The 17880-nt window shown below is 72.0% G+C and carries 14 protein-coding genes and 1 pseudogene; 4 read left to right on the top strand and 11 right to left on the bottom strand.

Going from position 1 to position 17880, the window contains the following annotated elements; translation table 11 throughout:
- The first annotated feature begins 29 nt into the window (after positions 1-29).
- The 4 genes from ACWDUZ_RS24435 to ACWDUZ_RS24420 all read left to right on the top strand — a co-directional run bounded on the left by ACWDUZ_RS24435 (position 30) and on the right by ACWDUZ_RS24420 (position 4796).
- Entirely contained in the window at positions 30-1424 is a 1395-nt protein-coding gene (locus ACWDUZ_RS24435; protein ID WP_451633923.1) for a Rieske 2Fe-2S domain-containing protein, read from the top strand.
- Positions 1421-2857: a glutamine synthetase family protein gene (locus ACWDUZ_RS24430; RefSeq protein WP_451633922.1), complete on the top strand. Its 1437-nt coding sequence runs from the start codon at positions 1421-1423 to the stop codon at positions 2855-2857. Before ACWDUZ_RS24435 ends, ACWDUZ_RS24430 begins: the two co-directional genes overlap by 4 nt.
- A gap of 41 nt (positions 2858-2898) precedes the next feature.
- Positions 2899-3873 carry a PDR/VanB family oxidoreductase gene (locus ACWDUZ_RS24425; protein ID WP_451633921.1) on the top strand — a complete coding sequence of 325 codons (975 nt, stop codon included), beginning with the start codon at positions 2899-2901 and terminating at the stop codon, positions 3871-3873.
- 221 nt (positions 3874-4094) lie between these two features.
- Positions 4095-4796, top strand: a complete 702-nt coding sequence (locus ACWDUZ_RS24420; protein WP_451633920.1) for a type 1 glutamine amidotransferase — start codon at positions 4095-4097, stop codon at positions 4794-4796.
- Positions 4797-5105: 309 nt separating this feature from the next.
- On the opposite strand, the pseudogene ACWDUZ_RS24415 reads toward ACWDUZ_RS24420, so the two are convergent.
- From ACWDUZ_RS24415 to bioB, 11 genes and pseudogenes are all read right to left on the bottom strand, one after another.
- Positions 5106-5841: pseudogene (locus tag ACWDUZ_RS24415) on the bottom strand (SGNH/GDSL hydrolase family protein); the annotation flags it as partial.
- 127 nt (positions 5842-5968) lie between these two features.
- A complete protein-coding gene (locus ACWDUZ_RS24410; protein WP_451633919.1) occupies positions 5969-6982 on the bottom strand; it encodes a hemolysin family protein in 1014 nt (337 codons plus the stop codon).
- Positions 6979-8349 carry a hemolysin family protein gene (locus ACWDUZ_RS24405; RefSeq protein WP_451633918.1) on the bottom strand — a complete coding sequence of 457 codons (1371 nt, stop codon included), beginning with the start codon at positions 8347-8349 and terminating at the stop codon, positions 6979-6981. The genes ACWDUZ_RS24410 and ACWDUZ_RS24405 overlap by 4 nt, the downstream gene beginning before the upstream one ends.
- Positions 8350-8507: 158 nt before the next feature.
- Positions 8508-8933 (bottom strand): GNAT family N-acetyltransferase, encoded by a 426-nt coding sequence (locus ACWDUZ_RS24400; RefSeq protein WP_451633917.1) that lies wholly within the window; start codon positions 8931-8933, stop codon positions 8508-8510.
- 161 nt (positions 8934-9094) lie between these two features.
- Positions 9095-9985: an LLM class F420-dependent oxidoreductase gene (locus ACWDUZ_RS24395; protein WP_451633916.1), complete on the bottom strand. Its 891-nt coding sequence runs from the start codon at positions 9983-9985 to the stop codon at positions 9095-9097.
- A gap of 46 nt (positions 9986-10031) precedes the next feature.
- Positions 10032-12599 (bottom strand): ABC transporter permease, encoded by a 2568-nt coding sequence (locus ACWDUZ_RS24390; RefSeq protein ID WP_451633915.1) that lies wholly within the window; start codon positions 12597-12599, stop codon positions 10032-10034.
- 5 nt (positions 12600-12604) lie between these two features.
- Positions 12605-13444 carry an ABC transporter ATP-binding protein gene (locus tag ACWDUZ_RS24385; RefSeq protein ID WP_451633914.1) on the bottom strand — a complete coding sequence of 280 codons (840 nt, stop codon included), beginning with the start codon at positions 13442-13444 and terminating at the stop codon, positions 12605-12607.
- Between the two features lie 370 nt (positions 13445-13814).
- The gene (locus ACWDUZ_RS24380) at positions 13815-14516 is read right to left on the bottom strand and encodes a class I SAM-dependent methyltransferase (protein ID WP_451633913.1); all 702 of its coding nucleotides are present in this window, start codon (positions 14514-14516) and stop codon (positions 13815-13817) included.
- Between the two features lie 140 nt (positions 14517-14656).
- The gene (bioD, locus tag ACWDUZ_RS24375; RefSeq protein ID WP_451633912.1) at positions 14657-15385 is read right to left on the bottom strand and encodes a dethiobiotin synthase; all 729 of its coding nucleotides are present in this window, start codon (positions 15383-15385) and stop codon (positions 14657-14659) included.
- A 1-nt stretch (position 15386) separates the two neighbouring features.
- On the bottom strand, positions 15387-16694 hold the full coding sequence (locus ACWDUZ_RS24370; RefSeq protein ID WP_451633911.1) for an adenosylmethionine--8-amino-7-oxononanoate transaminase: 1308 nt from the start codon (positions 16692-16694) through the stop codon (positions 15387-15389).
- A complete protein-coding gene (gene bioB / locus ACWDUZ_RS24365) occupies positions 16687-17823 on the bottom strand; it encodes a biotin synthase BioB (protein WP_451633910.1) in 1137 nt (378 codons plus the stop codon). Before bioB ends, ACWDUZ_RS24370 begins: the two co-directional genes overlap by 8 nt.
- Positions 17824-17880 lie beyond the last annotated feature (57 nt).

The following is a 17880-nucleotide window of genomic DNA, read 5'->3' as shown; positions in this document are numbered from 1 at the left end:
TCTGGATGCTAGCAGAAGAAAACAGGAAGATGACCGAGACCGGTCCCGGAACGCCCGCCGGGAACTGGATGCGCCTCTACTGGCAGCCTGTCGCACTGACCGAGGAACTCGCGGGCCCGCGTCCGGTCGTCACGGTCAGGGTGCTCGGCGAGGACCTGGTCCTGTTCCGCGACCAGGACGGCTCCCTCGGCCTGATCGAGCGGCGCTGCCCGCACCGGGGAGCGGACCTCTCCCTCGGCCGGCCGGAGGACGGCGGACTGCGCTGCTACTTCCACGGCTGGCTGTTCGACAACACCGGCGGCTGCCTGCAGACGCCCGCGGAACCGGAGGGCAGCAAGCTGGCCTCGAGGGTGCGCATCAAGTCCTACCCGGTGCGCGAGTGCAACGGCATCGTGTGGGGTTATCTCGGCCCCGGTGAGCCGCCGACCCTTCCCGCGCTCGACTGCTTCCTCGCCCCCGAGGAGTACACCTTCGCCTTCAAGGGTTACCTGGACTGCAACTGGCTGCAGGCCCTCGAGGTCGGCATCGACCCCGCCCACGCCTCCTATCTGCACCGCTTCGCAGAGGACGACGACTCCGGCGACGCCTACGGCAAGCAGTTCCGCAACGTCTCGCTGGGCACGGACCTGCCGATGACGAAGATCCTTCGGGAGTACGGCCGGCCCGAGATCCTCAACGCCCGAACCGAGTACGGCCAGCGCATCGTCGCCCTCCGCAGGATCGACGGCGAGGGCCACGACGGCAGCGCCACCCATGTGCGCATCACCCACCAGGTCTTCCCGCACGGCATCACCATCCCGCTGAGCGCCTCGATGGCGATCACCCAGTGGCACGTCCCGGTCGACGACACCTCCTGCTACTGGTACGCGATGTTCACCAGCCTCGACGAGCCCGTCGACCGCGAGAAGATGCGCGAGCAGCGGCTGGAAGGCATCACCCTGCCGGACTACAAGCCCGTGCGGAACCGCGCCAACCAGTACCTGTTCGACCCCGAGGAGCAGCGCACCTCCACGTACACGGGCCTCGGCCCGGACATCAATGTGCACGACCAGATGGCCGTCGAAGGCCAGGGGCTCATCCATGACCGCACCCGCGAGCATCTGAGCCGCTCCGACAAGGCCATCGTGACCTATCGCCGCATGCTGCTGGCCGCCATCGACGCGGTCGCCGAGGGCAAGAGCCCGGACATGCTCCTGCGGGACACCGCCGACGTGGAGAGCAGAGGGCCCATCCCGCTGGACGGGATCGGCCCGACGGGGGAATGGGAGACCTTCTGGACCGAGGCGATCGACTCGCTGCGCCGCGGCAGTCCGTGGGCCCAGGACTCCGACGCCGCCCGCACCAGTGGTCCCGCCGGGGTCAGGCTCTCGCCGCCCGAACCCGACGACGAACTGCTGCCGCCCCTGCCGAACGACGCGGAATGAGCGCCATGGGATTCATCGAGCGGTACGACCTGTACTCGGACGACCAGACGCGCGAGGCCGCCGAACTCGTCGGACGCGTCGAGCGGGAGGGACTCCGTTTCGTCCGGATCGTCTTCGCCGACCAGCACGGACTGCTGCGCGGCAAGACCGTGGCGGCCGAGGAGCTGGGATCCGTGCTGCGCAGCGGCCTCACCGTCGTCTCCACGCTCCTCTCCAAGGACACCTCCGGCACCACCGTCTACAAAGCGTTCTCGCCCGACGGAGGCTGCGGCATCGCCGAGATGGCCGGGGCCTCGGACATGGTCATGGTCCCCGATCCGAGCACGTTCCGCGTACTGGACTGGGCAGGAGGCACCGGCTGGCTGCTGTGCGACCTCTACTTCACCAACGGACAACCCGTCCCGCTGTGCAGCCGGGGGCTGCTGCGGCGTACCGTCCAGCGCGCGGCCGACCACGGCTACACCGTCCTGACCGGTGCGGAACTCGAGTTCCACCTCTTCCGCGCCGACGCACCCGGCGCGTCCGGGCCCGGTGCCCCGGTCCGGCCCGGACCCCTCAACTCCGGCTACCAGCTGCTGTCGGAGGACCGGATGGACTCCTTCGACTCGATCATCGCCATCTTCGGCGAGCAGCTGCGACGCCTCGGCGTCCCCGTCCGGACCTTCGAGGTCGAATTCGGCCCCAGCCAACTGGAGGTGACGCTCAGTCCCGAGACCGGGGTGCGCGCCGCCGACACGGTGATGCTGCTGCGCAGCGCCCTGAAGCAGGTCGCGCGCCGCCACGGCTACCACGTGACCTTCATGTGCCGGCCGACGATCCCCCGCGTCTTCTCCAGCGGATGGCATCTGCACCAGTCCCTGCTGCACAGGGGCGAGCGGGAGGGCGAGAACGCGTTCGCGCCCGACGAGCCCGGCGCCGTCCTGTCCGAGGTGGGCCGCCACTATCTCGCGGGTCAACTGCGCCATGCCGCGGCGGCCTCGGTCTTCGCCGTGCCGACCGTCAACGGATACAAGCGGTTCCAGTCCTATTCCATGGCCCCGGACCGGGTGCTCTGGGCACAGGACAACCGGGCGGCGATGCTCCGCGTCTGCGGCTCCGCGGCCGACCGCTCGAGCCATGTCGAGAACCGGATCGGCGAACCCGCGGCCAACCCCTACCTCTACATCGCCTCCCAGCTCACCGCCGGCCTCAACGGCATGGAGCAGCGCTGGGAACTCGGGCCGGCAGCCGACGAGCCCTACGAGACGGAGGCCCCGCGTCTGCCGGCGACGCTGGGAGAGGCGCTCCAGGCGCTCAGCGACGACACCGAGTTCGCCCAGGCCTTCGGCAAGCAGTTCGTCGAGTACTACGTCGGCATCAAACGTCACGAACTCGCCCGGTTCAACGCCGCCGTCACGGACTGGGAGCACAACGAGTACTTCGAACTCTTCTGAGACGGCCCCGAGCCGATGCTCGGAGAAAGACGAGAACCACCATGCCCGACAACCGTCCCGAACCAGGCGCGAGGCCCCTGCTGGTGAAACAGATACGCGCCGAGACACCGCGCGTGGTGACGCTGACCCTGGTCGATCCCGCCGGAGGTTCCGTCCCGCCCTGGGAACCCGGAGCGCACCTGGAGCTCGTACTGCCCTCCGGGACCGTACGGCAGTACTCCCTGTGCGGCGACGACCAGGACAAGACCGGCTACACCGTGGCCGTCCTGCACGAACCCGCCGGGCGGGGCGGGTCGCACGAGATCCACACCACCGGCCTGGTGGGCAGGCAGCTGACGGTCCTGGGCCCGCGCAACCACTTCCCCCTGGCCCGGGCCCCGCGGCACTTCCTCGTCGCCGGAGGCATCGGCATCACCCCGATCCTCGCCATGGCACGAGCGCTCGAACGCTGCGGACAGGACTGGCACGTCCTGTACTGCGGTCACCGGGGGAGCATGCCCTTCGTCGACGAACTGCGGGAGCTCGACGCCCACCGTGTCACGGTCGTACACACCGACCAGGACGGGCGTCCCGACGTCGCGGCCCTGATCGGCCGGCTTCCGGAGGGAACGGCCGTGTACTGCTGCGGCCCGCCGTCGCTGATCAGCGATGTGCGCACGTCCTGCGAGCAGGCCGGCAACGGCCTGGACGTGCGCGTCGAACGCTTCTCCGCGGATCCTGACGCACCTCCGGTGCACGCCGACGGCGACGGGCCCTTCGAGGTCGAACTCGCCCGGTCCGGCACGAGCATCACGGTCTCCGCCGACCGGTCGATCCTGGAAGCGGTCCGGGACGTCTGCCCCGACGTGCCGTCCTCCTGTGAGGAGGGGTACTGCGGCAGCTGCGAGACCCGGGTCCTCGAGGGCGTCGTCGACCACCGCGACGAGGTGCTCGGCGCCCACGAACACGCGCACAGCCGCACCATGATGATCTGCGTCAGCCGCGCCAGGTCGGAGCGTCTCGTACTCGACCTCTGATCCGCGCCGGTCTCCTCGCCGCAACCGGACTCCCACGGCCGCACGCGGCTGCTCGACTCCGGAGAGCCGTGCGCGGGGAACTCGAGGAGAACCCCTGAAAGTGGCCTCGCGGGCACCGCACCACCTTCCGGTGCCGTGCCCGCGAGACCACCCCTGCGCGTGAAGCCCGGTTTCGGGCGATCGCGTCGCGCGAGAACCTGCTTCGAGAAAGGTGAGACGACATGCCGTCGAGGGCCCTCGTGCTCGTCCACGATCCCGCCAAGAGCCGGCGCGACCGCATTCCCGGGGCGCTGCGTCCCGCACTCCAGCGACGCGACATCGAACCCCACGTCGTCTCGTTCGTGGGCGGACTCCGTTCAGAGCCCGACCTCGAGACGTACGATCTGCTCGTCGTCATGGGCTCCCACGAGTCCGCGATCGATCCGCGCGTTCCCTGGCTCGCCGACGAACTGGGCTTTGTCACCACAGCGGTCGAACGGAAACTTCCCACCATCGGCATCTGCTTCGGCGGCCAGTTGCTGGCACGGGTCCTGAACGGGAAGGTCGTGCGCTCTCCGTGTCCGGAGCGAGGCATCACCTTCGTCGAGTCGACCGACCCCGACCTGATCCGGCGAGGCCCCTGGATGCAGTTGCATGCCGACGTCTTCACCGTCCCGCCGGGAGCCACCGAGGTCGCCCACAACGCCAGTGGTTCGCAGGGGTTCGTCGCGGGAAACGCGCTCGGTGTTCAGTTTCATCCGGAGACCACGGTCGACAGCTTCGACAGCTGGACCGAACGGTGGGCCGCCACTGGCGCGTCGCCGGACACCGGCGACGGCGGCCTGGACGCGGACGCGTTGCGCCGCGAGATCCAACACCACGAAGAGGACAGCGTCCGTGCCTGCGATCAACTCGTGGGCGCCTTCTGTGCCCGGCACCTCTGATCGGGAGGCTCCCGGGCCGTTGTCACCTGTCCTTCGGCTTCACGTGTCCGGCGTCGATCCGAGCGCCCGCTCCCGTCTCCACGACGGTGCGGGTGGCATCCGCACAAGGCGTCTTCCGGACCGCGCATCAGGCCCCGGCAGCCGTGGCACACACGGCACACGGCTCTGAGAGACCTACGGCCCTGTGCGTGTGCGGGGCCGCAGCGGGTGAACCGTCCGGCCAGAGGTCGGCCCAGGTCCCGTAGCAACCGATCTCGAGGCAGTGCTCGGCACACACCGGATCATCCCAGCGGGGGACCGGCAACGGCGTCATACCGTCGCCGGAGGAGCGGCCGGTCAGGCGGCGGCCTATCCAGGGCAGCAGGTGCTGCCGGGCGAAGCGGACGTCGGCGACCCGGCGGGTGATCCAGCCCGGCGGCGTGGTCCCGGGCATCGGCGTGCGCCACTCGGGGTCCTCGGGCTCGCGGCCGAGCGCCTGCCACACGGCCTCCGCGACGCGGCGGTGACCCTCGGCCGTCAGGTGCAGACGGTCCACGTCCCACAGCCGCGGGTCGCCCAGCGAAGGCGCGCCGTACAGGTCGACGACGACGGCCCCGTGCTTCTCGGCGAGCTCGTCCACGCAGGCGTAGAGCGCCTCCATGCGCGGCCGGAAGCGCTCCAGGACCGGTCCCTGCCGGCCGGGGCTGCGCATGAGCACCAGCTGCCCGCACGACGGCGCCAGCCGCTCCACCGCCTCCGTCAGCAGGCCCCGCACCCTGCCCATGTCGCACTTGGGTCGCAGGGTGTCGTTGAGCCCGCCCACCAAGGTCACCACGTCGGCCCGCAGGGCCGCCGCGACCTCGACCTGCTCGTCGACGATCTGTCCGATGAGCTTTCCGCGCACGGCGAGGTTGGCGTACCGGAAGCCCGGCGTACGGGCGGCCATCCGGGCCGCCAGGAGGTCGGCCCAGCCCCGGTAGGAGCCGTCGGGCAGCAGGTCCGACATGCCCTCGGTGAACGAGTCGCCGACCGCGACCAGGCTGGTGTGTGTGGGATTCGTCTGCATGGCGTGAGCGATCGTATCCCGCGCTCGCGCACGCATACCAAGCGGTCGGTTCCGCTCCGCCCCGTTCGGCGATGCTTCACTCGCTCCGGGCTCCGTCCCGCCCGGTGGGCCTCCGCGCCCCGGCCCTTCACACCGGCTGGCCGAACAGCTCCCGCAGCACGTCCTCCATCGTCACCAGGCCCGCCAACCGTCCGTCCGTGCCCAGCACCGCCGCCAGATGCGTACGGCTGCCCCGCATCGCGGTGAGCACGTCGTCCAGCGGTGTCCCCTCCCGGACCCGGGCGATGGGACGCATGTCCCGCAGCCGGAACGGCTCGTTGCTCGGCGAGGCGTCCAGCGCGTCCTTGACGTGCAGATAACCGATGATCCGGCGTTGTTCGTCCACCACCGGGAAGCGGGAGAACCCGGACTCCGCCGACAACCGCTCCAGCTGCTCCGGGGTGATCCCGACGCGCGCGTAGACGACCTTGCTCAGCGGGAGCACCACGTCGCGCACCGGCCGGCTGCCCAGTTCCAGAGCATCGTGCAGCCGCTCCTGCGCACGGTCGTCGATGAGGCCGGCCTGGCTGGCGTCCTTGACGATCTCGGCGAGCTCCCGGTCCGTGAAGGTCGCCGAGACCTCGTTCTTGGCCTCCACCCGCAACAGCCTGAGCAAAGCGTTCGCGAACGCGTTCACCGTGAAGATCACCGGGCGCAGCGCCCGGGACAGCGCGACGAGCGGCGGGCCGAGAAGCAGCGCGCTGCGCACCGGTTCGGCGAGCGCGACGTTCTTGGGCACCATCTCGCCCAGCAGCATGTGCAGATACGTCGCCAGGGCCAGCGCGATCACGAACGACACCGCGTGCCCCGCGCTCATCGGCACGCCCACCGCGTGGAACACCGGCTCCAGCAGGTGCGCGATCGCGGGCTCGGCCACCACACCGAGGACCAGTGTGCACAGGGTGATGCCGAGCTGTGCCGCCGCGAGCAGCGCGGACACGTGCTCCAGCCCCCACAGCACGCTCTTCGCCCGGCGGTCGCCCTCCTCCGCGTACGGCTCGATCTGGCTGCGGCGTACCGAGATCAGCGCGAACTCCGCCCCCACGAAGAAGGCGTTGACGACCAGGGTCGCCAGACCGATCAGAATCTGTACGGCGGTCACCGGCCGGCCCTCTTCCCGTCGCCCGGGTGCAGGCCGTGGCGCGGCGGCGGCGCGGTCTCGTCGTCGAGGGGCGCGTGCAGCAGCACCCGCGCGGCGCGGCGTCCGCTCGCGTCCACCACCGCCAGCCGCCAGCCGGCGACCTGCACCACGTCCCCGGTCCGGGGAATCCGGCCCAGCTCGGTGGCGACGAGACCGGCGAGCGTCTCGTACGGCCCCTCCGGCACCCGCAGCCCGACGCCCGCCAGCTGGTCGATGCGGGCGGAGCCGTCGGCCGAGTACAGGCCGCGGCCCTCCGCGTCGGCGCCCGCAGGAGCGAGGTCGGGCGTCTCGTGCGGGTCGTGCTCGTCGCGGACCTCGCCGACGACCTCCTCGACGATGTCCTCCAGCGTCGCCACGCCGGCCGTGCCGCCGTACTCGTCGATGACGACCGCCATCGTGCGTCTGCCCGAGAGCCGGTCGAGGAGCCGGTCGACGGTGAGCGACTGGGGGACGAACAGCGGCTCGCGCATGATCTCCGAAACCTTCAGACGCATCCGCCGATGGACGGGTACGGCCAGTACGTCCTTGATGTGGGCGGTGCCCACCACCCCGTCGAGGCTGCCGCGGTAGACGGGGAAGCGGGACAGGCCGGTCGCCCGCGTCGCGTTCGCCACGTCCTCGCAGGTGGCCTGCGCGTCCAGGGCGACGACCTGGACGCGCGGCGTCATCACGTTCTCCGCGGTCAGGTCGGCGAGGTTGAGCGTGCGGACGAACAGCTCGGCCGTGTCGGGCTCCAGGGCGCCCGCCCTGGCGGAGTGCCGGGCCAGCGCCACCAGCTCCTGGGGGCCGCGTGCGGAGGCCAGCTCCTCGGCGGGCTCCACACCGAGCCGGCGCACCACCCGGTTCGCCGTGCTGTTGAGATGGGTGATGAAGGGACGGAAGGCGGCGCTGAACCAGCGCTGCGGGGTGCCCACCCGCCGGGCCACCGCCAGCGGGGAGGAGATCGCCCAGTTCTTGGGCACCAGCTCGCCGACCACCATCAGGAACATCGTCGACAGCGCTGTGCCCAGCACCAGCGCCACCGAGGTCGCCGCGGACCCGGACAGGCCGATCTGCTGGAGCGGTCCCGACATGAGCCGGGCGATCGAGGGCTCGGCGAGCATGCCGACCACCAGGTTGGTGACGGTGATGCCGAGCTGGGCCCCGGAGAGCTGGAACGTCAGGCTCCGGACGGCCTTGAGGGCACCGGAGGCGCCCCGCTCGCCGCGCTCGGCCGCCCGCTCCAGGGCGCTGCGCTCGACCGTGGTCAGTGAGAACTCGGCGGCCACGAAGGCACCGCAGACCACGCACAGCAGCACCGCCACGATCAGCAGGAGCACTTCGGTCATCGGGTCACCCCCTCTCATCCTCGGGCAGGACCAGGGGGATCGCTCGGCGGTGGGGCCGCGTACCGGGAGGCTCGCCCATGGGCGGACGCTCACAACCTTTCATGCAGGACCGAGTGCTCCTCCAAGAGTAAAGGATGGGTAAAGAAGCCTGTGGCGTCTCACTCCGTCAGCGGCTTCACCCAGCGCCGCCAGTGCTCCTCGGGCGCGTAGCCCGCCGCACGCCAGGCGTGATGCGCGGTCTCGTTGCCGGTGAGCACCATCGCGTCGCCGCGCCGCCCACCCAGGCCGACGAACCGTTCCTCGGCGGCGGCCAGCAGCGCCGAGCCGATGCCCTGCCGCCGCCGGCCGCGGTGCACCGCGAGCCGGTACAGATGGCAGCGCCAGCCGTCGAATCCCGCGATCACCGTGCCGACCAGCTCGCCGTCCCGCTCGGCCAGCAGCAGCGCCTCGGGGTCGCGCGCGACCAGCCGCTGCACACCCTCCAGGTCGTCGCTGATGCTGGCGCCCTTCGCGGCCGCCTTCCAGAAACGCAGAACGGCATCGAGGTCTTCGGGCACCGCGGCCCGTATCCGCAGATCACTCATCGGGCGATCCCATCACCTGCCGAGTCGCGCGCCACGGAATTCCACCATCCGGACACCTGCGCCCACCTGCCCGCGCGTGCGCCCCGCCTGCCCGGCCCCGCGGGAAACCGCGCGCCCGCCCACCCGTCTGTGCGCAGGCGCACCTGTGCACCCACGCGTGTCTACGCACCCCGCAGCGCCTCCATCACCGGCGCGAACGCCTCCATGTACGGCTCCAGCACAGTCAGATAGGTGAAGCCGTACCGCTCGCGCTGCGCCCGCACCCGTTCGACGATCTGCTCCAGGGTGCCCACCAGCACGATGGGCAGTGCCGGCACCTGCTCCACGGTCAGCCTCGGCAGCCGCTCCAGCAGCGGCTGCAGCACGGGCTCGGGGTCGTCGGTGACCGCCACCAGCTGGATGAGCAGATTGAGTTCGGCCGGCTCCGGGCGGCCCGCCGCGAGCTTGCGGTACAGCGCCACCCGTTCGTCGAGCTCCTCGGCCGTGAGCGGCTCCAGCTGCCCGGAGGCGCTCCCCGGCACCGATCGCGCGGCCGTGAAGGCCGCGATGTCCGCGTGCTCGGCGGCCAGCCGCAGCATCCGGTCGCCGTTGGCGCCGATCAGCAGCGGGATGCCGGGCTCCTGCACCGGCCGGGGCTCCTGCTCGGGGGAGCCCAGCAGCCGCTTCAGCTCCTCCACCGTGTGCCGCACGTGATCGACACGCTCGCCCGGCGAACCCCACGGCAGCCCGGCCCTCTCGTGCTCCGCCCGGACGTAGCCGGTGCCCAGCCCCACTTCGAGCCGGCCGTCGGTCAGGGCGTCCGTCGTCGCCACCTCGCGGGCCAGCAGCGCCGGGTTCCAGAAGCCCGCGTTGAGCACGAACGTGCCCAGCCGAGGCCGCTCGGTGGCCTCGGCGGCCGCCACCAGGGCCGGGAACGGCGCGGGCCAGCCGAGGTGGTCGGGGACGAGGAGCACGTCATAGCCGAGCTGCTCGGCCCGACGGCACTTGGCGCGCCACTCCCCGGCGGGCGCGAGATCGAGCAGATTGACACCGAAACGGAACGGACGCGTCATGAACTCTCCTCCGCCGGAGGCTACTTGAGCTCCTGCGGTGATTCCATCACTCGTGCGCGATCGCCGCCAGCACATTCATCCGGGACGCGCGCAGCGCCGGCAGCAGCGCCGCCACGATCCCCACGACGGCCGAACCGATCACGACCGCCACGATCGTGCCCCACGGGATCGCCAGCGCGGTCATACCCTGCAGCGCCAGGACGCGCTGGATGCACACGCCCCACACCAGGCCCAGGCCCAAGCCCAGGACCGCGCCGAACACCGCGATCACCACCGACTCCAGCCGGATCATCCGCCGCAGCTGCCGCCGGGCCAGCCCGATCGCCCGCAGCAACCCGATCTCCCGTGTGCGCTCCACCACCGACAGCGCGAGCGTGTTGACCACGCCGAGCACCGCGATGACGATCGCCAGGCCGAGCAGCGCGTAGACGAGATAGAGCAGCACCGCGATCTGGTCGTGCACCAGCTTCTTGTAGTCCGCCTGGTCACGGACCTGCACGTTCGGATACGGGGCGAGGTTCCGCTCCAGCCGGGAGCGCAGCTCGCCGGCGCCGGTGCCGGGGGCGGCGTTCACGAACACGGCCACGTCCTCGGTGCCGGGCACGTACTTCTCCAGCGTGCCGAGGCCGAGGTACAGCCCGCCCTGGAGGCCGAACCCCTCGGCCTGGTCCTGGTCGGTCAGGGCCGCCACGGTCAGCTCGCCCCGGCGCCCGCTCTGGAACTCGGCCGGCAGCACGCTGCCCACCCGCACGCCGTGCCTCCGGGCGAAGTCGATGTCCATGGCCAGGTGCCCGTCGGCCAGCGCCGCCGCGGAGTTACCCGCCCGGTACGTGATGTGGGCGACCGCGTCCAGTTGCCGGTCGAAGCCACTGGCCGCCGTCTCCACCCGCTTGCCGTCCGGCAGCCGCACCGCGATCGCCGCCAGCCGCTGCCGTACGACCGTACCCGCGCCCGGGGTGCGGCGCACCGCCTCGGTGATCTGCTGCGAGAAGGGCAGGAAGTTGCGGTTCTGCACGATGTAGTCGGCGCCGAGCGTCTTGTCGATCTGCCGGTCGAAGGAGCGCGTCATGGAGGCGCTGGCCACCGACATGCCGCCGACCAGGGCCAGCCCCACCATCAGCGCGGCAGCGGTCGCGCCGGTCCGCCGCGGATTGCGCAGGGCGTTGCGCTGGCTCATCCGCCCGACCGCCCCGAACACCGCCGGGAAGACCCCGCCCAGCACCCGGATCAGCGGGCGCACCAGCAGCGGCCCGGCGACCACCGTGGCGATCAGCGTGAGGACGACGCCCACTCCCAGCAGCGAGGCGGCGGTCGCGGTCCTGCTCGCGGCCGCGCAGCCCCCGAGCGCCGCCGCACCGGCCGCCCCCATGGCCGCGCCCACCAGCGCACGCACCCGCAGCGGCCGTCCCAACCCGGCCACCTCCGCGTCCGCCAGGGCCGCCATCGGGGAGACGGCCGCGGCGCGGCGGGCCGGGAGATAGGCCGCCACGAACGTGACGCCCACGCCGACGACGTAGGCCGCGACCGGGGTGGCCCAGCCGATGACCATCTCGGTCGTCCTCAGGTTCATGCCGAAGACGCCCAGGAGCCGGATGAGACCGGCCGCGAGGCCGATGCCGGCCGCCAGACCCAGCGTGGAGGCCACCACGCCCAGGAGCACCGCCTCGGTCAGCACCGACCGCCGCACCTGCCGCCGGTCCGCGCCCAGGGCCCGCACCAGGCCCAGTTCCCGGGTGCGCTGGGCGATCAGCATCGAGAAGGTGTTGACGATCAGGAAGATCCCGACGAGGACCGCGATCCCGGCGAAGCCGACCATCACATACTTGATGATCTTCAGGAACTCGCCGAGGCTCGCGGCGGCCGACTTGGCCTGCTCACCGGCGGTCTTCACGTCGTACGTCCCGCTGCCCACCGCCGCGGCCACACGCTGCTTGAGCTGGGCGTCGGTGACGCCAGCGGCGGCTTCCACGGAGATGCTGGTCGCACGGGAGGTGGAGCCGAGCAGCTTGGCCTGCGCGGTCGGGGTGTCGAGGAACAGCAGCGCCGCGCCCGGGTTGGTGGTGGTGAACGTGGCGATGCCGACCACCCGCACCCGGAACGTGCCCGGCTGGGCCTGCACGGTCAGCACGTCCCCGATCCGCACGCGCTTGTGCCGGGCGGTGTCGGCGTCCAGGAGCGCCTCGCCGTCCCCGTGCGGTGCGTGACCGGAGGTCAGCTTCACCGGGCTGCGGCCGGTGACCTCCCAGTTGCGGGCGATGGTGGGCGCGCCGGTGGTCGGGCCGACCGGTTCGTTGCTGCTGTCGACCACCACCACGTTCTCGACGGTCGCGTCCACCTGGGTCGCCGCGACGCCCGGCACCTGGGCCACCCGCCGGGCGAGCGACGCCGGCACGGTCTGCACCGCGCCCGTGCGCACCGGCGACCTCAGTTCCTGCTTCGGCGCCACCGTGACATCGGCGGCGGTCGAGGCGAACAGCCGGTCGAAGGTGCGGCTGACGGTGTCGGAGAAGATCAGGCTGCCCGCGACGAAGGCCACGGAGAGCACGATGGCCAGGGCCGAGAGCAGCAGCCGCCCCTTGTGTGCGAGGAAGCTGCGCAGTGTCGCCCTGAGCACCGGGGTCAGGCCTCCCCGACGGCGGTGCCGTCCCCGCCGCGCAGCGGGGTCCCGAGAGCGGGACCCGCCGCCCGGTCGGCCTCCCCGGCGAACAGGCGCATGCGCTCCAGCACGGCTTCCGCGGTCGGGTGCTCCCGCTCGTCCACGATGCGTCCGTCGGCGAGGTAGAGCACCAGGTCGGAGTGGGCGGCGGCGCCGGGGTCGTGGGTCACCATGACGACGGTCTGGCCGAGACTGTCGACGGCGTCCCGCAGGAAGCCGAGCACCTCCAGGCCGGCGCGCGAGTCGAGATTGCCGGTGGGCTCGTCCGCGAAGATCAGTTCGGGCCGGGAGGCGAGCGCCCGCGCGCACGCCACGCGCTGCTGCTGTCCCCCGGAGAGCTGGGAGGGCCGGTGGCCGAGCCGGTTCCTGAGCCCGAGGGTGTCGATGACCTGGTCCAGCCATGCCTGGTCGGGTGCCCGCCCTGCGATGTCCATGGGCAGGGTGATGTTCTCCAGCGCGTTCAGCGTGGGGATCAGGTTGAACGACTGGAACATGAACCCGATCCGGTCCCGCCGCAGCCGGGTCAGCTCGCGGTCCCCGAGCCCCGTGATCTCGGTGTCGCCGATCCACACGCGCCCCGCCGAGACGGTGTCCAGACCCGCCAGGCAGTGCATCAGGGTCGACTTCCCGGAACCGGAGGGACCCATGACCGCCGTGAAACGGCCGCGGGCGATGTCGACGTCCACCGCGTCCAGCGCGAGCACGGCGGTCTCGCCCGAACCATAGGCCTTGGTCAGACCGCGGGCGCGGGCGGCGATCCCGCCGGACGACGCCCGGCCCGACACCGGAGCGGGTGTGGACACAGTGCCCTCCTCGGTGGTGCGTGGACGTGGAACGTGCTGATCTATGACTGCTTTGTCCCCCGTCGAGCGTAGTGTGACCGGGCGCGCAGCCGGTATCCCCCGTTGGGCCGAGCCGATCTCCACCCCCGGCTCCACCCTCGGGTGGGCGCCCCGATTCAGGTGTAGGGGGCACCCGTCGACCGGAGGCTCGGCTCCTCCCGTCCCAGGGGCGGCGTCTCGCGGGTGCCGGCGGTTCGGCCGACCGGGCCGGCGGGACGGTGGCCGGACGGGCGGAGAGGGGGGAGCCGGGGAGATGTGAGGCGTCGGTGAGGATCTCGCGCGGCGCTGCGCCGGTGGCGCCCGTGAGCGGGCCGTACGAACAGAGGTCCGCTCAGCGGCGGGGGGTCGCGGCGTCCGCCGGCGGCCGCCAGGCGGTGCCCAGCGAGCAGTACGAGCTGGGCAGGACCGGCCCGGTCTCGGGCATCATCACCCTCCGGTAGGGCCCGAGTTCGAACCCCGCCGCCCGCAGGGCGGCGACCGGATCGCGGGAGAGATGGCAGCCGCCGGCCAGCAGCGGCCACACCGTGCGGTCCAGGACGCGCTGGGTGAGGGCCATCGCCGGGCCGCCGCCCGTGCCGTGTTCGAAGAAGCGCACCTCGCCGCCCGGCCGCAGCACCCGCCGCGCCTCGGCGAGGGCGCGCGGCAGATCGCGCACACTGCACAGCACCAGCGAGAACACCACCGCGTCGAAGCCCTCGCTCTTGACCGGCAACGCCTCCGCAGAGCCCGGCACCACGTCCACCGGGACCTCGGCGTGCCGGGCCGCCGCCACGGCCTTCTGCCGCAGCAGGCGCTCAGGCTCGATCGCGACGACCTCCGAGACGGTGTCCGGGTAGTGGGCGAAGTTCAGCCCGTTGCCCGCGCCGATCTCGATCACCCGCCCGGCCAGCCCGCCGAGCAGCCGCTCGCGGACCCCGGCCATCCCCATCCTGGCCTCGGCGGCCACGCTGAGCCGCGTGTACCAGCGGGCGAACAGCGGATGGTGCACGGCATCCCGCGTCACCTGGCCGGAGCCGGTGGACCGCAGCGACATGACGACCTCCCGGACGCGACGGGCCTACGGGGAGTGTCCCCCGTACTCCTGCCTACGACTCCACCGCACGGACCCGCCCGGCCGCAAGGGCCATCACCCGCCCGACTGAGGGAGCTCCGCGGGCCCGCCGCGTACAGGCGTCAGGCGAACGGCGCCGGTGCCTCCCGCCGGGCGAACGCCGCCGCGTCCCAGCTGCCGTTCAGGCGGGGCGCCAGCCACTTCGGGGCGGCCCTCCGGAAGTCCGCGGGGGCGAGGACCCCGGCGCCGTCGGGCAGGGCGCCCAGCAGCGGGGCACCGGCCACCTTCGGCAGATCGGCCACGTTGCAGCGCGAGGCGAGGTCGGGTTCGGCGGGCCAGCCGCCGATCACCACGCCCAGCAGGTCGAGGTCGCGGCCGCGCAGTTCCCGGGCCGTCAGCTCGGTGGTGTTCAGCGTGCCCAGACCGGCCGAGGCGACGACCAGGACCGGGGCCCGCAGCAACTGTGCCGCGTCCGCCAGCGTGCCGCCCGCCTCGTCGAACCGTACGAGCAGACCGCCGGCCCCCTCGACCAGCACCAGATCGTGCTCGGTGGCCAGCTTGGCGGCGGCCTCGGCGACGTCCTGCGGACGCACCGGCGTCCGCCCGGCCCGGCGCGCGGCCGTCCCGGGCGCCAAGGGCTCGGGATAGCGGGCGACCTCACACGCCGTCACCGCACCGGCGAGCCGGGCGACCTCCGCCGCGTCCCCGCGCTCGTCCGGGCCCACCCCGGTCTGCGCCGCCTTGAGCACCGCCACGGACCGTCCCGCCGCGACGGCCGCGGCGGCGACCGCCGCCGTCGTGACCGTCTTGCCGACCTCCGTGCCCGTTCCCGTGACCACCAGTACCGGCATCTCATCCCTCCCGTGCCGCCGCGCGGACCGCGCGGGCGATCCGTGCCACGTCCTCGTCTCCCGTGACATACGGCGGCATCGTGTACACCAGGTCGCGGAACGGCCGCAGCCACACGCCCTCGCGCACGGCGGCCCGGGTCGCCGCAGCCATGTCCACCGGGTGGTCGAGCTGGACGACCCCGATGGCGCCCAGCACCCGGACGTCCTTCACCCCGTCGAGCCCGGCCGCGTCGGACAGGCCCGTCCGCAGTCCCGCCTCGATCCGTTCCACCTCCGTGCGCCAGTCCTGGCCGAGCAGCAGTTCGATCGAGGCGCAGGCCACGGCCGCCGCCAGCGGGTTGCCCATGAACGTCGGACCGTGCGCCAGCACCGGCACCTCGCCCCGGGAGATCCCGTCGGCCACCCGCGCGGTGCACAGCGTCGCCGCCATCGTCAGGTAACCGCCGGTCAGCGCCTTGCCCACGCACATCACGTCCGGCGTCACCTCCGCGTGCTCCGCCGCGAACAGCGCGCCGGTGCGGCCGAACCCGGTCGCGATCTCGTCGAACACCAGCAGCACGTCGTGCGCGTCGCACGCCTCGCGGAGCACCCGCAGATAGGCGGGGGAGTGGAAGCGCATCCCGCCCGCGCCCTGCACCACCGGTTCGACGATCACGGCGGCCAGTTCACCGGCGTGGCGCTCGATCAGCTCGTGCAGATGGGCGGCGTACGCCTCCTCGTACTCGGCCGGTGGCGCCTCGGCAAACACCTGGCGCGGCAGCACGCCGGTCCACAGCTCGTGCATCCCGCCCTCGGGATCGCACACGGACATCGGCTGCCAGGTGTCGCCGTGATAGCCGCCCCGCCAGGTCAGCAGCCGCCGCTTGGCCGGCCGGCCCAGCGAGCGCCAGTACTGCAGGCACATCTTGACCGCGACCTCGACCGAGACCGACCCGGAGTCGGCGAGAAAGACATGTTCCAGACCGTCGGGCGACATGTCGACAAGGAGCTTCGCGAGTCGGACGGCGGGCTCGTGGGTGAGCCCGCCGAACATCACATGGCTCATCCGGTCCAGCTGGGCACGGACGGCCTCGTTGAGCACCGGGTGGTTGTAGCCGTGGATCGCCGCCCACCAGGACGACATGCCGTCCACGACCTCGTCGTCGGTTCCGTCGGCGAGCCTCAGCTTCAGACGGACCCCGCTCGCCGAGTCCACGACGAGCGGCTCCTGACGGCCGGGCATCGGGCCGTACGGGTGCCACACGTGCCGCCGGTCGAGCTCCAGCAGCCGGGACACGCTCGGCTCGGAAGGGTCGTGCGGATCAGGCATTGGGTGCGAGATCCGTTCCGGCGCCCCGGCGGCGTACGGCGACGAGGTCCGTGCGGGGCTCGCTCGCCGAGGGGGCCGCGTCGGCCGCGGTGCCGCACACCCCGCCGTCGTGGCAGCCGCCGGACGCCCGGTGCTGCGGCAGCGTCACCTGGTCGGCGCCCTCCACCTCGAACCCGGCGTCCGCGATCATCTCCAGGTCGGCCTTGCCGGCCTGGCCCTCGCTGGTCAGGTAGTCACCGAGGAAGACCGAGTTGGCCAGGTGCAGGGCGAGCGGCTGCATCGTGCGCAGGTGCACTTCGCGGCCACCGGCGATGCGTACCTCCACATCGGGGCAGACGAACCGGACCATCGCCAGGATGCGCAGACAGCGCTGCGGGGTGAGGTTCCACTCCTTGGCCAGCGGGGTGCCCTCGAACGGGATGAGGAAGTTCACCGGCACCGAGTCCGGGTCCAGCTCGCGCAGCGAGAACACCACGTCGACCAGGTCCTCGTCGCTCTCGCCCATGCCGGCGATGAGTCCGGAGCAGGCGGACAGCCCGGCCGCGTGCGCCTTGGTCACCGTGTCCACCCGATCGGCGTAGGTGTGGGTGGTGGTGATGTCGCCGTAGGTCGCCTCGGAGGTGTTGAGATTGTGGTTGTAGGCGTCGGCCCCGGCCTCGCGCAGGCGCTCGGCCTGGCCGTCGGAGAGCAGTCCGAGGCAGGCGCACACCTCGACGCCCTCGTTCTGGTCCTTGATGGCCTTGATGGTCTCCGAGACCCGGTCCACGTCGCGGTCGGTCGGACCACGCCCGCTGGCCACCAGACAGACCCGCTTGGCGCCGCCGGCCAGTCCGGCCGCCGCGGCCGCGGAGGCCTCTTCCGGCTTGAGCCAGGTGTACTTGAGGATGTCGGCCTTGGAGCCGAGCCGCTGAGAGCAGTAGGAGCAGTCCTCGGGGCACAGACCCGACTTGAGGTTGACCAGATAGTTGAGTTTCACCCGTCGGCCGAACCAGTGACGGCGCACCTTTCCGGCCGCCGCCACCACATCGAGCAGGTCGTCGTCGGAGGTGGCCAGCACGGCCAGAGCTTCCTCACGGGTCGGCAGTTCGCGCCGAAGCCCCTTGTCCACCAGCGTGTTCAGCAGGTCCATGAGAGTTGATCCTGTCCTACGGAACCGTCCCGGGCCAAGGAGGGTTCGTACAACTAC

The organism is Streptomyces sp. NPDC003393, assembly GCF_053589015.1.
Note: the sequence above shows the minus strand (reverse complement) of the source record. Positions and strands in the feature narration are given on the sequence as shown.